13 protein-coding genes are annotated in these 14342 nt (G+C 68.5%); 9 read left to right on the top strand and 4 right to left on the bottom strand.

What is annotated here, in order from left to right; translation table 11 throughout:
* Nucleotides 1-3 precede the first annotated feature (3 nt).
* Genes AB8M46_RS23500 through AB8M46_RS23460 form a run of 9 tightly spaced genes read left to right on the top strand, consistent with a single transcriptional unit; the run spans nucleotide 4 to nucleotide 8317 of the window.
* Complete coding sequence (locus AB8M46_RS23500) at nucleotides 4-843, top strand: ABC transporter permease (RefSeq protein ID WP_007033208.1); 840 nt, start codon at nucleotides 4-6, stop codon at nucleotides 841-843.
* Entirely contained in the window at nucleotides 840-2063 is a 1224-nt protein-coding gene (locus AB8M46_RS23495; protein WP_378427443.1) for an MCE family protein, read from the top strand. The genes AB8M46_RS23500 and AB8M46_RS23495 overlap by 4 nt, the downstream gene beginning before the upstream one ends.
* On the top strand, nucleotides 2060-3073 hold the full coding sequence (locus AB8M46_RS23490; protein ID WP_394361587.1) for an MCE family protein: 1014 nt from the start codon (nucleotides 2060-2062) through the stop codon (nucleotides 3071-3073). The genes AB8M46_RS23495 and AB8M46_RS23490 overlap by 4 nt, the downstream gene beginning before the upstream one ends.
* Nucleotides 3070-4080, top strand: a complete 1011-nt coding sequence (locus AB8M46_RS23485) for an MCE family protein (RefSeq protein WP_394361586.1) — start codon at nucleotides 3070-3072, stop codon at nucleotides 4078-4080. The genes AB8M46_RS23490 and AB8M46_RS23485 overlap by 4 nt, the downstream gene beginning before the upstream one ends.
* On the top strand, nucleotides 4080-5084 hold the full coding sequence (locus AB8M46_RS23480) for an MCE family protein (protein ID WP_125736076.1): 1005 nt from the start codon (nucleotides 4080-4082) through the stop codon (nucleotides 5082-5084). The genes AB8M46_RS23485 and AB8M46_RS23480 overlap by 1 nt, the downstream gene beginning before the upstream one ends.
* Complete coding sequence (locus AB8M46_RS23475; RefSeq protein WP_394361585.1) at nucleotides 5081-6058, top strand: MCE family protein; 978 nt, start codon at nucleotides 5081-5083, stop codon at nucleotides 6056-6058. The genes AB8M46_RS23480 and AB8M46_RS23475 overlap by 4 nt, the downstream gene beginning before the upstream one ends.
* On the top strand, nucleotides 6058-7158 hold the full coding sequence (locus tag AB8M46_RS23470) for an MCE family protein (protein ID WP_394361584.1): 1101 nt from the start codon (nucleotides 6058-6060) through the stop codon (nucleotides 7156-7158). Before AB8M46_RS23475 ends, AB8M46_RS23470 begins: the two co-directional genes overlap by 1 nt.
* 5 nt (nucleotides 7159-7163) lie before the next feature.
* On the top strand, nucleotides 7164-7667 hold the full coding sequence (locus AB8M46_RS23465) for a hypothetical protein (protein WP_125736074.1): 504 nt from the start codon (nucleotides 7164-7166) through the stop codon (nucleotides 7665-7667).
* Between the two features lie 11 nt (nucleotides 7668-7678).
* Nucleotides 7679-8317, top strand: coding sequence for a hypothetical protein (locus AB8M46_RS23460; RefSeq protein WP_394361583.1), 639 nt, complete (start codon nucleotides 7679-7681; stop codon nucleotides 8315-8317).
* 370 nt (nucleotides 8318-8687) lie between these two features.
* Here AB8M46_RS23460 and AB8M46_RS23455 read toward each other — a convergent pair whose 3' ends face one another.
* The 4 genes from AB8M46_RS23455 to AB8M46_RS23440 all read right to left on the bottom strand — a co-directional run bounded on the left by AB8M46_RS23455 (nucleotide 8688) and on the right by AB8M46_RS23440 (nucleotide 14033).
* Nucleotides 8688-9923: a PucR family transcriptional regulator gene (locus AB8M46_RS23455; protein ID WP_394361582.1), complete on the bottom strand. Its 1236-nt coding sequence runs from the start codon at nucleotides 9921-9923 to the stop codon at nucleotides 8688-8690.
* A 37-nt stretch (nucleotides 9924-9960) separates the two neighbouring features.
* Entirely contained in the window at nucleotides 9961-11151 is a 1191-nt protein-coding gene (locus AB8M46_RS23450) for a helix-turn-helix domain-containing protein (protein WP_016335166.1), read from the bottom strand.
* 339 nt (nucleotides 11152-11490) lie between these two features.
* Entirely contained in the window at nucleotides 11491-12480 is a 990-nt protein-coding gene (locus AB8M46_RS23445) for an alpha/beta fold hydrolase (RefSeq protein WP_394361581.1), read from the bottom strand.
* A gap of 341 nt (nucleotides 12481-12821) precedes the next feature.
* Complete coding sequence (locus tag AB8M46_RS23440; protein ID WP_394361580.1) at nucleotides 12822-14033, bottom strand: helix-turn-helix domain-containing protein; 1212 nt, start codon at nucleotides 14031-14033, stop codon at nucleotides 12822-12824.
* Nucleotides 14034-14342: the final 309 nt, after the last annotated feature.

The raw sequence follows: 14342 nt of genomic DNA, 5'->3' as shown, positions 1-14342 counted from the left end.
CCCGTGACCAGCGTCCCCGAACGGGCCCGCGAGGCGTTCAAACGCCCCGGCAACAGTCTTTTCGAGCTGGGCGACCAGTTGCTGTTCTACATCCGCGCGCTCGCGGCGATCCCGATGGCCGTCACCCGCTATTTCCGCGAAGTGGTGCGCCTCCTCGCCGAAGTGACCTTCGGCAGCGGAGCGCTCGCGGTCATCGGCGGCACCGTCGGGGTGATGGTCGGTCTGTGCGTGTTCACCGGGATCACGGTGGGGTTGCAGGGTTTCAGCGCGCTGAACCAGATCAACATCTCCGCGATGACCGGCTTCCTCACCGCGTACTTCAACACCCGCGAGATCGCGCCGCTCTCGGCCGGGCTCGCGTTGTCCGCCACCGTCGGCGCCGGATTCACCGCGCAACTGGGCGCCATGCGGATCTCCGAAGAGATCGACGCGCTCGAAGTGATGGCCGTGCGCAGCATGCCCTATCTGGTCACCACCCGGATCGTGGCCGGGTTCATCGCGATCATCCCGCTCTACGTGATCGGCCTGCTGATCTCGTATCTGGGCTCGCGGGTGACGACGGTGGTCTTCTTCGGACAGTCCGGCGGAACCTACGACCACTACTTCTCCCTGTTCTTGCCTCCCGAAGACGTGTTGTGGTCGTTCGGCAAGGTGCTCGTGTTCAGCGTCGGAGTCATCCTCACGCATTGCTTCTACGGGTATCGCGCCGCCGGCGGCCCGGCCGGTGTCGGGGTCGCGGTCGGCCGCGCGGTGCGGACGTCGATCGTGCTGATCAGCGTGCTCGATCTCTTTCTCAGCCTGGCGATCTGGGGCGCGACGACGACGGTGAAGGTCTCCGGATGAGCGCGCGGGCACGGACGCAGGCGGCGGGGGTGATCTTCCTCGTCATCCTGGTGCTACTCGGTTGGCTCGCCGTCGCGATCTTCAACAAGGACTTCGATCGGGCGGAAATGGTCACGCTCAAGGCCGATCGCGTCGGCAACCAGCTGGCCCCGCCCGCCGAGGTCAAGGTCCGGGGTGTCCCGTTCGGCGAAGTCAGAGCGGTCCGGGGTACCGCGGAAGGCGCGGAGATCGATCTGGCGATCGACCCGGCGAAGATCGATCAGCTGCCGCGCAACGTCTCCGCCCGGCTGCTGCCGAAGACGGTGTTCGGCGAGCGCTACGTCAACCTCGTGCTCCCGGAGCGGCCCGCCGGCGGATCGCTGCGGGACGGCGACGTCATCGGGCAGGACCGGTCGGCCAACGCGATCGAACTGGAACGCGTGCTCGGCGATCTGCTGCCCCTGCTGCGGGCGGTGCAGCCGCAGAAGCTGAACAGTTCGCTGGGCGCGATCTCGCTCGCACTCGACAACCGCGGGAAGTCCTTGGGGGACAGCATCGTCCAGCTCAACGACCTTCTCAACCAGGTGAACCCGCTCATGCCTCAGTTCAAGGCCGACATCAGTGGCCTCGCCGACGTGGCGGATCTGTACACCGGCGCGGCGCCGGACATCCTCAAGGCCCTCTCGGATCTCTCGACGACCGCGAAGACCATTGTGGACACTCGCGCGGACCTCGACAAGCTGTACACGAGCGTCACCACCGCGAGCGGCGACATGAACAAGTTCCTCGTGCAGAACAAGGACAACATCATCGGTGTCAGTGTGAAGAGCAGGCCGACCCTGGAACTGCTGTCCCGGTACTCACCCGAGTTCCCCTGCCTGTTCGACGCGGTCAACCGGCTCAAGCCGGTGATGGAGAAGGCCTTGGGCAAGGGCACCGGTGAACCGGGACTGCACGTGACGCTTTCCGTCCACGACCCGCGCGACAAGTACGTGCCGGGCCGGGACGATCCACGGTTCGACCAGAAGGGCGGGCCGCGCTGTTATGGCGGCGGCGGGTCTTCGGCGGCGGTCGCGTTCGCCGCCGATGGGGACCTCGGTCCGGCCAATTCGAAGGGGGAGCGGGGGCTGGTCGCCGAGATCCTGGCGCCGTCGCTCGGGATGAAGCCGGCCGAGGTCCCGGACTGGAGCAGTGTGCTCGTGGGCCCGGCGTTGCGCGGTACGGAGGTGACCGTCCGATGAGGAGTCTCGCGGGCCCGGCGATCAAGGGCCTGATCTTCTTCGTGATCACCGCGGTGGCGACGGGGATCCTGGCCATCACCATCGCCAACTCGGGGGTCGGCACGACGGTCGGCTACACCGCGCGGTTCACCGACGCGACGTCGGTCAACCCCGGTGACGAGGTCCGGATGTCGGGTGTCCGCATCGGCCAGGTCGATTCGGTCGGCGTGGTCGAGCGGCGGCTGGCGGACGTGCGGTTCTCGGTCGAGAACAAGCGCCGTCTCACGGCCGGGGCCACGGTCACCATCCGGTACCGCAACCTCGTCGGCCAGCGGTATCTCTCGATCGACCCGGGCCCGGACGGTCCGGCCGCGCTGGACGAAGGCGCGCTGATCCCGCCGGAGCGGACCCATCCCGCGCTCGATCTCACCGCGTTGTTCAACGGGTTCAAACCGCTGTTCCAGGCGCTTTCGCCGAGCGACGTCAACCAGTTGTCGTTCGAGATCGTCCAGGTGCTGCAGGGCGAGGGGAGCACCATCGACAGCCTCATCGAGCACACCGCGTCGCTCACGAACACCTTGGCGGGCAAGGACCAGGTGATCGGCCAGGTGATCGGGAACCTCAACACGGTGCTCGACACGCTCAATTCGCAAGGCGACCAGTTCGACAAGCTCGTCGACGTCACGGCGCAGCTGGTCTCCGGGCTCGCCGGCGACGCGAAACCGATCGGACAGGCCATCGGCGGGCTCGGTGAGCTCACCACGGCCACCGCGGATCTGCTCCAGGACGGCCGCAAGCCGTTGAAGGACAGCATCAACACTCTCGGCGACCTGTCGAAGAATCTCGCGGACAACACCCCCGTGTTCGAGCAGTTCTTGGCGAACCTGCCCAAGAAGCTGGACCGGATGGGCGCGATGGTCTCGTACGGTTCCTGGTTCAACTTCTACCTGTGTTCGGTGAAGTCGGACGCGCCGCCCGCGCCCGGCGGCCCGCCGGTCGGTATCCCGCCGACCCAGGGACGGTGCCGATGAAAGCCCCGAGGATCAAACCGTTCCGCAGCCGCAACCCCATCGTCGTCGGCGCCATCACGGCCCTGCTGATGACCGTCACGGGTTCGGCGGTGTTCTTCTCCGACGATCTCCCGCTGATCGGCGGCGGGACCACGTACGCGGCGGAATTCACCGAAGCGGCCGGGCTCAAACGCAACGACGAGGTCCGGGTCGCCGGGGTGAAGGTCGGCGAGGTCTCCGACGTCCTGCTGGACGGCGCCAAGGTCAAGGTCCTGTTCCGGGTCAAGGACACCTGGGTCGGCAACCGCACCACCGCGGCGATCAAGATCAAAACCCTGCTGGGGCAGAAGAATCTCGTCCTCGATCCGGTCGGCAACGCGGAACTGGGCCCGGACGAGCCGATCCCGGTGCAGCGCACCAGCTCGCCCTACGACGTCACCACGGTCTTCAACGACCTCGCGAACACGGTGGGCGCGATCGACACCGATCAGCTGGCGAAGGCGTTCGGCACCCTGTCGGAAACCCTCGGCGCTTCCACCCCGCAGGACGTCCGGACCGCTTTCGACGGCATCACCGCGCTGTCCAAGACGCTCGCTTCCCGGGACCAGGAACTGGTGAAACTGTTCGCGAACACGAACAAGGTGTCCAAGACCCTCGGTGACCGCTCGCAGCAGATCGAGGCGCTGATCCGCGACGGCAACACGCTGCTCACGGAGCTGAACGCGCGCAAGGACGCGATCGCGAAACTGTTCAGCGGGGTGAAGAACCTGTCGATCCAGCTCAAGGGGCTGGTGGCGGACAACCAGAAGACCCTCGGGCCCGCGCTCGACCAGCTCGATCGCGTCGCCACCGTGCTGCTGCGCAACCAGGACAAGCTCAACGAGAGCCTGCGGCTGGCCGGTCCCTTCTACCGGCTGCTCGGCAACGCGGTCGGCAACGGCCGGTGGATCGACACCTACATCTGCGGGCTCGTCCCGACCGGTGGCACGCCGGGCAGCTGCATGCCTTCGAGGCAGGGAGGACGCTGATGGGACGCCACTTCACGCTGACGGATCTCGGCGCCCACGCCCGGCGGCGGGCCTGGCTGCGGCGGCTCGCGGTCGCCGTCGTCGCGGGCCTGCTGGTGACGGCGGCCTGGCCGCTGCTCACCCGGCAGGCCGACCGCGTCGTGACCGGATTCTTCACCGCGACCGTCGGCGTGTACCCGAACACCGAGGTGCGGGTGCTCGGCGTCCCGATCGGTTCGGTCACCAAGGTCGAACCGCGCGGCACGAACGTCGAAGTGACCATGACGGTGCGGGCGGGAGTCAAGCTGCCCGCGGACGTCGGTGCCGTCGTGATCACGCCGAGCCTGGTCGCCGACCGGTACGTGCAGCTCACCCCGGTGTACCTCGGCGGACCGGAGCTGGGCGGCGACGCGCGGATCCCGCCCGAGCGCACCGTGACCCCGGTCGAGGTCGACGAGCTCCTGGGCAGTCTCAACCAGCTGATGACCGCGCTGGGACCGAAGGGCGCCAACCGGGACGGCGCCGTCAGCGACGTCCTCACCAAGGCCGCGACCTACCTCGACGGCAACGGCGGCAAGCTCGGCGAGGCGATCAAGAACCTCGGCGAGTTCGCCAGGACGGCGAGCGACTCCAAGAACGACCTGTTCACTTCGGTCGACAACATCAGCAAGTTCACCGCGATGCTCGCCGCGAACGACGGCAAGGTGAAACAGGCGATCCAGCAGATCTCCTCGCTCAGCAAGATCCTGGCCGATCAGCGGGACCAGTTCTCCGGCGCGATGACCGAACTCACCGAGGCGCTCAGCGTGGTGCAGGGCTTCATCAAGGACAACCGGGGCAAGGTCAAGTCCGATGTGGACAAACTCGCCGAGATCACCAAACTCCTCACCCAGCAGAAGGCGTCGCTGAGCGAGGCGCTCGACGCCGCGCCGAACGCGCTGGCGAACGTGCTCGGCGCGTACAACCAGGGCGCGGGAACGCTGGACGGGCGAGGGAACATCACCGAATTCTCGGGGGCGAAATGAAGATCCGGATCGCTGCCGTGCTCGTCCTCGTACTGGCCGCCACCGGCTGCAGCGACGGTGTCGACGTCTACGACATCCCGCTTCCGGGCGGGGCCGCGCTGGGGCAGCACCCGATCCACGTCACGGCGAGTTTCACCAACGTGCTGGACCTCGTGCCCCAGTCCGGGGTGAAGGTCAACGACGTCCCGGTCGGCCAGGTGTGGACCGTCGATCTGGCGCCGGACGGCCGCAGCGCGGTGGTCGGCCTGCTGATCAACGGGGACGTGAACCTGCCGGCCAACGCCGTCGCGCGGCTGCGGCAGGCGAGCATCCTCGGCGAGAAGTTCGTCGAGCTCGCGCCGCCGCCCGAGGGCACGCCGAGCGGACGGCTGGCCGACGGCGCGGTGATCCCGCTGGCCAGTTCTTCGCTGACCCCGGAGATCGAGGAGGTCTTCGGTGCGCTTTCCCTGCTGCTCAACGGCGGTGGGGTCGCGCAGGTGCAGAACATCACCCGTGAACTCAACGCCGCGCTCGGCGGCAAGGAGAGCGCGGCACGCAGCCTGCTGTCCAATTTGGACGTGTTCGTCCGCGGGCTCGACGAACACAAGGCGGAGATCACCCGCGCCATCGAGAGCGTCAACAAGCTCGCGGCGACGCTGAACGCGAACACCGAAGAGATCAAGGCGACGCTGAACGGGCTCACCCCCGGGATCGAGGTCCTGAATCAGCAGCGTCAGGCGCTGGTCGGGATGCTGAAGTCGTTGGACGGGCTCACTTCGGTCGCGGTCGAGACAGTGAATCGCAGCAAGGACGACCTCGTCGCCGACCTCAAGGCGCTCGAACCGTTGCTGCGGAAACTGGCCGAGTCCGGGGACAAACTGCCGAAGGCGATGGAGATGATCTTCACCTTCCCGTTCCCCGACGCCGCGCTCGAAGCCATCCGCGGTGACTACCTGAACACGTTCCTGACCTTCAAGAACAATGGTGGCCGCTGATGTTGACCAAGTTCGTCCGCGTGCAGCTGGTGGTCTTCGTGACCATCGCGGTCCTCGGCGTCGCGTATGTCGGCGCGACGTACGCGGGGCTGGACAAACTGGTTCTCGATCGCGGGTACACCGTCAAAGTGCGGCTCGCGACGGGCGGCGGCATCTTCAGCAACGCCGAGGTCACCTACCGGGGCGTGCCGATCGGCCGGGTCGGAGACCTGCGGCTGACCGCCTCCGGGATGGAGGTGGACCTCGAAATCGAGCCGGGCGGCCCTGAGGTGCCCGCGGACACCGAAGCCGTCGTCGCCAACCGATCCGCCGTCGGCGAGCAGTACGTCGACCTGCGGCCGCGCCGCGACAACGGAGCCATGCTGCGAGACGGTTCGGTGATCGCCGAGGCGGATACGAAGGTCCCGCTGCCGGTGGACGTCGTCCTGTCCAGTGTGGACTCTTTCGCGAACTCGGTGCCGAAGCCCGCGCTGCGGACCGTGGTCGACGAGCTGTACAACGCGACTTCCGACGCCGGCCCGGCGCTGGACCAGCTCGTCGGCAGGGGGATCGAGTTCGTGCAGGCGGCGAGCGCGCACGTCGGCCCGCTGACCAGGTTCGTGACCGACGCGCAGACCGTGCTCGACACCCAGGTCTCGCAGGCGGACGCGATCCGCTCGTTCGGTGCGAACGCGAAACTGCTCGCCGCGACGTTAAAGAGCTCCGACGGCGATCTGCGCCGCCTGATCCCGGCCGTCCCGGCCGCCGCGAACGAGGTCAGCACGCTGCTGCGGGAAACAGGTCCCAGCCTCGGCATCCTGCTGGCGAACCTGCTGACCACCGCGGACGTCCTGGAAACGCGTCAGGACGGCATCGAGCAACTGCTGGTCACCGCGCCGAAAGCGGTCGCCGCCGGACACGCGATCATGGGGCCGGACGGCGCGCACGTCGGCCTCTCACTGACGTTCTTCGACCCGCCGCCGTGCGTCACCGGTTACGGGACCGGCTATCGCGACGGACTCGACACTTCGCCGCGTCCGCTGAACACCGCGGCGCGCTGTGCCCTGCCGAAGGGCAACCCGACGAACGTGCGCGGCTCGCAGAACGTGCCCAGGAGGTGAAGGCCATGACTCGGATCGCCGCATTTCTCGCCGCCGTCGCCACCGCGGCCGCGGCCTGGTTCGGCTACTCGTGGTGGGACGCGAGCCGCGACGACGGTGTCGCGCGGGCCACGGTCCGCGACGAAGCCTTGCAGGTGGGCAGGCAATCGGTCGCCGCACTGACCACTTTGGACTATCGACAGGCGGAACAGGGCTACCAGAACTGGCTGAACCTGTCCGGTGGCGCGTTGCACGAAGAGCTCGCGCGGGACAGGGAAGGCGGCCTCGGCCGGATCGGCCAGGCGAAGACCGTCACCACCGGCCGGGTCGTCGACGCCGCGGTGACCGAAGTGGACAGTGGCGGCGGGACGGCCGAGGTGATCGCTTCGGTCGAACTCGAGGTGCGGCCCGAAGGCGGCGAAGCCGTGACGAAACACAACCGGTTCCGCGCCGGCCTGAACCGGACGCCGGACGGGTGGCGCGTCACGTCACTCGGCCAGGTGCCGGTGACCGACACCGGAAAGCCCTGACGGAGGACGCGATGACCACGAAACGAGCCGACAAACCGGCGCGGCGCGCGGTGAAGGTGGCCGGGAAGATGGGCGGAAGCACCCGGGTTCTTGAACCTCCTGTCGAGGAGACCCCTGTCGATGCTCCCACCGCTGCTCCCGTCGCCGCTCCCACGCGGCGGCGGGGCGCGGTGGTGTTCGGCGCCGTCGCGGTGGTGATGGCGGGCCTCGCGGGGTGGTTCGCCATCGAGGCGCGGGACGCGACGGCACCGCTGGCGCACAACACCGCGCTGACCGATGTCGCCACCACCGCGGAGGTGAGCGATCAGATCGGCAAGGCACTCGGCACGGTCTTCTCCTACCGCTACGACGATCCCGCCATGAGCGAGCAAGCCGCGAAGGCGGTTCTCACCGGGCCGGCGCTGGGGCAGTACGACCAGCTGTTCGCGCAGGTGCGGGGGCTCGCGGCGGAGCAGAAGCTGGTCGTGACCTCGACCGCGGTGGTCTCGGGTGTCAAGGTCCTCGACGGGGATCGGGCTTCGCTGCTGGTGTTCCTGGACCAGACCGGTGTTCGGGGGGACGGGCAGCGGAGTACGGGGGCGGCTCAGTTGAGCGTGAATGCGGAACGGGTCGAGGGGAAGTGGCGGGTGACCGCTTTGGCGGCTGCCTGAGGTCGGGGAGCCACCTCGGTGAGGGGTGTGTGGAAATAGGGACATTCAACGTCCCTATTTCCACACACCCCTCACTCAACGCAACCAAGGTCCCCCAGCCGCTCCCGTGAGTGACATCCCCGTCCTGCCGGCATCCGGCGGCCGGGTGTCGTGGCTGGCTGGAGGGGTTGCGAAAGCCACTTTCGCAACGTCGGTCGCGGCCGGGCTCGCGGCCACTCAGCGATCTCGTCGCGAAAGCCACCTTCGCGACGTTAGATGTCCCGAAAGTGGCCTTCGCGACACCGGAACCTCGCGGAACCTGAGACGTCAGCGCGTGAAGGCCCCCTTGCCTCGGCTCAGCCGAGGCAAGGGGGCCTTCACGCGCAAACCGTCAAGAAGGAGCAGCCCGCAAAGCCAGGATCATCTCGAACCGCCGCTCAGGATCCCGCAGCCCGTCCGCGAACAGCGCCTCCAGTTCTTGGGCGCGAGAACGCACCGTCTGCGGATGCACCGCCAGCCGTTCCGCCACCTCGCGCACGTTCCCGCAGGTCTCCAGCCACGCCAGCAGCGTCCCGGCCAGCCGCGAATGCTGCTTACCGGTCAACCCGGCCAGCGGCCCGAGCCGTTCCCGGACGAGCTCGGCGGCCAGGAACGGCTCCTTGAGCAGCCACAGGCGCGAAAGATGGTCGACACACCACGTCACGGGCTCATCCACGAGCGCGCCGGAGTCGACGAGTCGCAGGGCCTCTCGGGCGGCCCGCAAGGAACGGGCGGCGAAGACGGGCGGGACCGCGGGGCCGATCGCGGCCCGCGTGCTCGTCAAAGCTTCGGCGAATCGCTCCCGTTCGTCCGGTTCCGGAGCGGGCAGCAGCAGGCAGGGTGAGGTGCTTTCGAAGTCGGTGAGCGCGGCCGGCGGCGCCTCGTCCGGCGGCTGGTCGAGGGCGACGGCGACGAGCAGGTCCGGCAGTTGCCAGCGGGCCAGGTCGGCGGCGTGTTTGACGACTTCGGGAGGCGACGGGGGTTCGGCGAGCAGGAGCTCCATGAGCCGGTGCCGCCGGCGCTCCAGTGCGCCGGCGGCCTTTTCCCGTGCCTCCGCGTGACCCTCGACCGACAGCGCCGAAAGTTCGTCGATGTAGGCGAAGATGGCCTCCGCGAGCAGGCACAGCGTCGCGGAAGGCACCCCGGCGCGGCGTCCGATTTCGGCCATCCGGCGCCAGGTCACCCTGGCGCCCACCCGGTAGGCCGCCTGGAGGACGTCGACGTTGCGGCCCTGATGGAACTCCTGGACGCCCAGGCTCACGAACACGCTCCGCCGGTCCTCCGACGGCGCCTCGGGGTTTCCGAGGCGTTCCAGGAACTGCACGAACGCCATCTGCACGCCGGTCTTGAGCGCCTTCCCGAACGCTCCGTCCAGTGGCCGCGCGTACTCGGGGATGGTCCGCTGGATCTCGCGGACCACCTCCCCGGCCGTATCGCCCAGCCCCGGCCGGAACACGGTCGCCAGTTCTCTCGGCAGCAGCGCCCAGAGCTGGACCGGACGCCCGCTCGGCCCACCCGGCCGGGCGGGCGTGAGCAGCGGTCCGTACGTCGCCTCGACCCCGCTGCGGGCGTCCTGCGGTCGGGTCACCTCGTCACCTCGTTGTGAGTGGGAAACGCTGAGCTGGTCAGTCGTCGGCGAGCAGGGCCTCCGCGCGCAGGGCGATCTCCATGTCGAGCCGGTCGTCGGCGTTGTTCAACCGGTCGCCGAAGAGATCGATGAGCTGGTGCATGCGGTACCGGACGGTCTGCGGGTGGACCTTGAGCTTCTTCGCGATCTCCGGAGCGCTGCCCCGGGACTGGAGCCAGATCAGCAACGTCTCCCCGAGCCGCGCCCGCTGTTTGGGCGTGAGGTCGTCGAACGGCGCGAGGCTGCGCGTGCACAGCTCACGGACCAGGAACTCGTCGGCGAGCAGCCACAGGGTGGACAGGTGATCGCTGTACCGCGTGACCGGATTGTCCGGCAGGACCCCGCGCTGGACCAGCCGCAGAGTGCGGCGCGCCCACAGCAGGGACCGCGGCGCTTCGGTGAGCCGCACGGCCGGGCCGATCACCGCGCGCCAGCCGGGAAGCCGTTCGGCGAGATCCTTCAGGTGCTTGTCCGGGTCGCCGGTCACCAAACAGGGCTTCGGACCTTCGAAGTCGACCAGGACGTCGGCGTCCAGATCGGCGCTGTCGGGGTCCAGCGGGCCGAGCCGTCGTTCCAGTGCGACCACCGTGACTTCGGTGGGCAGTGCCCACTGCGCGTTCGCGGCGTGCGACGCGATCGACTGCGGGGAGGACGGGGGATCGGAGAGCATCAGTTCGAGCAACCGGCGCCTGCGTCTCGCCCTGGTGCCCGCGGCCCGTTCCTGAGCGGCCGTGTAGCCCTCGATGGACAGTGCGGAAATCTCGTCCACGTAAGCGAAAATCGCTTCGGCCGCGGTGCACAGGAGATCGGCGTCCGCTCCGATCGCCTGCCCGAATTCCGAAACGTGCCGCCACGCGACACGGCCGCCGACGCGGTAGGCCGTCTGCAGGCAGTCGAGACTGCGGCCCTCGCTGAATTCGACCTTCCCGAGGTTGCGGAACACCGCCGACCACTTGTCGAGCGGCGCCGTCCCCTGACCGACGGTATCGAGGCAGTGCAGGATCGCCTGCCGGATACCCTGCGTGATCATCTGTCCGAACGCGCCTTCCAACGGCTGCGCGTATTCGGGAACGGCTCGTTGCACCTCCTGCAGGATCGCTCGTGCCAAGGGGTCGGCCCGCGGCCGGAACCGCTCGCCCAGGTCTCTGGGCAGTGACGCCCACAGTCCATTCGCACCGGTGCTGCGCACAGGTCGGTTCTCCACTGGGGTTCTCGGTGCCGGCGTGAAGGCGCGCGGTCGCTGGACCGGACCCGGTGGCTGGCGGTGCGGGGTGGCGGGGTGGCGCACGTCGGGGTCGGGTCGTGCGGTCCGCAGATCGTGCCGCGAGAATCCGGTATCCAAGTCGGTCATGTTTTTATCCTTGCTGGCAACAAAATCAGCCTCTTCAACGGTGAAGCCGATCCAGATTTTGTGGCTCACGCAACATAAAATCCGGCCGAGAGGACTGTCAACGGCTGGCGGGAGCTTGATCGGCCACCTGGATGGACTACACCCGAACGGGTGGTCGGATCCGGCGGCGAGTGACATTTAGGCGGGCTTGAGATGGCGTCCGGATGACAACTTTTCCGGGACGTTTTCGGGCGCTTCCGCCGCCTCGCTGGCGCGGATGAGCACCTCGACGACCTCGTCCAGGCTCAGCCTGGCGGGCGCGGTCGCGGAGAGGAAGCGTTCGAGCTCGCCGGCGAACCGGGCCGGGTCGGCCACATGTGGAAAGTGTTTCGCATTTTCGAACACGGTCAATCGGCTGTCCGGCAGCACTTCGGCGGTCTTCCGGCCGTGCGCGACCGGGATGAGCGGATCGTGCGCTCCCCAGACGACGAGCGTCGGCACCTCCTTGGCGAGATAGAGCTTGTCGATCGCGCTCGCGCGCTGGCCGCGGAGGTCGATCAGGCTGCGGGCGATGAACAGGAACGCGCGCCGCCTCCCCGGATCGGCCAGTGACGCAAGGTGACGGGTCAGCTCGCGGGTCTCGGGGGAAAGTTTCCCGCCGAGGGACCGGCAGGCCGCGGCGAGCCCGCGCGCGATCGCGACGGTGGCGGGGTTGACCGCCAGGGAAAGCGTCGCGTTGGCGCCTGGTAGCGCCGTCGCGCGCAGCACCGGGGTCACCTGCGGGCCGAGCCCGGCACTGCCCACGAGAACCAGCCGGGCGCACATCTCGGGGAATTGGTAGGCGAACTGCATCGCGATCCCGCCGCCGAGTGAGTGCCCGACGATGGTGGCGTGCCGGTTCCCGGTGAGCGCGAGGACGTCGCGCACCGCGCTGGCCATCGCGCCGAGGCCGTAGTCGGCCCGCGGGGCGGCCGAATCGCCGTGTCCGGGAAGGTCCGGGACGAGGACGCGGCGCCCGAACCCGCTTCGCTCGAAGTGGTCGAGCAACGGGACCCAGGTCTCGCCGCTGCCCGAGATCCCGTGCAACAGCACGAGCGGCTCGCCCGACGCGTCCTTTGTGGACGGAACGTATTCCCGCAGCCGGATTTCCCGGCCGTGCAGGGTCAGTGTGCGCGCTTGGAGGGCCATGTCCCGCCTTTCCGTTGTCAGGCGTCAAAATAACGTGTGGAACGCCGGGTTCGTCAGCGTGTCGCCCGACACGTCCGGCGATTGCGACCCGGATGACAAGAATGGCGGGACCGACCCCGAGGCGGATGCCAAAAGCGGGGACGACGGCCTATTGCGCATCGACATTTTCCCACCGTCCCGGTATTCAGGAAAGCGTCGGTAAACACCCGTCACCACGGGGAGAAACGCGATGGCCTGCCGGGCTGACTTCCACGTCGACCAGCCGAGGGTGAAGCACGCCCGCCGCGGCCTCCGCTGGGTGCTCCCCACCGTGCGGCCACCGGAACGGCGAGTGCGGCGCATCAGGTCCCTTCGTCGCGCCGGTGAGCGCGCATGAGGCGTTGCGCGCGCAGGGCGAGCTGCATGTTCAACCGGTCGTCGGCGTCCTTGAGGCGATCGCCGAACAGATCCTCCAGCTGACGGAGGCGGTTCCGCACGGTCTGCGGGTGCACGCCGAGCCGCTGCGCGATCTCCGGTGCCCCGCCACGGGTTTCCAGCCATGCCAACAGGGTGTCGCTGAGCCGTTCCTGTTGTTTCTCGCTCAGCGAGGTGAACGGGTCGAGGCTCTGCTTGGCGAGTTCGGCGCCGAGGAAGTCTTCGGCGAGCAGCCACAGCGTGGCGAGATGGTCCCGGCACCAGATGACCGGGCCGGGCGCGTCCTCGCCGGTCAGCAGGAGCGCGCGGCGGGCGGTGCGGAGCGCGGCAGGGGCGTCGACGAGCGGTACGACGGGGGAGACCGCCACCCGCCAGCCGTCCAGCGCGTCCTTCAGCGGGGCGAGGTCGGTGTCGGGATCCGCGGTGAGCAGGTACGGCTCCGCGGTGTCGAGGTCGGCCAGCACGGTGTCGTCGAGGAGATGGGCCGGAAAGGCAGGCGCACCCGCGGCGCGCCGCAGCGCGACCATCGCGGCGGCGCGCGGAACCCGCCAGCCCGCGCCGTCGGCCAGGCTGGCGATACTGCACGCCGAGCCTTCCGGCGCCTGGGCGATCAGCTCCAGCAGCCGTCGCCGCCGGAGCGGGATCGCCCCCGCCGCCCTCGCTTCCGCCTGCTGGTAACCCTCGATCGTCGTGGCGCAGAGTTCGTCGACGTAGACGAAGACGGACTCCGCCGCGAGCGCGATGACGTCGAGGCCGACGCCGAGCCCGCGCACGATGGGCCGCATCGCCCGCCATGCCGCCCGCGCGCCGACGGTCACGCTGTCGTGCAACGGTTCCAGGCTCCGGCCCTCGGCGAACTCCATCCGCCCGCGCATGCGGTAGAAGTCGATCCAGCGGTCGTGGGGGAGGTCCGGATCGCCGATGCAATCCACGTAATGCCGCACCGCCCGCTCGCACGACACGACCAGGACGCGGCCGAAGACACCGCGCAGCGGCTGCGAATACGCGGTGACCGACCGTTGCACCTGTTTGACCATGGCGGCCGCGGCGTGCCCGGTATACGGACGCAGTTCTTCGCCGAGCGAACGCGGCAACGTCGCCAGCATGCCGAAACCGCGGTACTCGACCACCAAGACCACCCTTTGATTTTCTTCGAACCGGGGAGAGAAACATGAATCCGTTTGCATAACCACGTCGGATCGACGGGAACGGTGCGGGGCCGTTTGTACTGGATCGGCGGACGGCCTGTACCCCGAATGTGACGTTGAATTTGCAACGGAAAGTCGCGGGGCTCACCGAGGTGACAACGGACGGGCGTTTCGGTGTGACGTCTTTTGACACGGATGTGTCGGCGGTTCTACGCTCCGTGCATTCGAGTGCGCCGGTGGCGCGCGGACGAAAGGGAATTGGTGCCCGTAATCGTCGGCCTACTTCTCAACGGGGGATCG

Source organism: Amycolatopsis sp. SB7-3 (assembly GCF_041021335.1).
Lineage (GTDB): Bacteria > Actinomycetota > Actinomycetes > Mycobacteriales > Pseudonocardiaceae > Amycolatopsis > Amycolatopsis japonica.
Note: the sequence above shows the minus strand (reverse complement) of the source record. Positions and strands in the feature narration are given on the sequence as shown.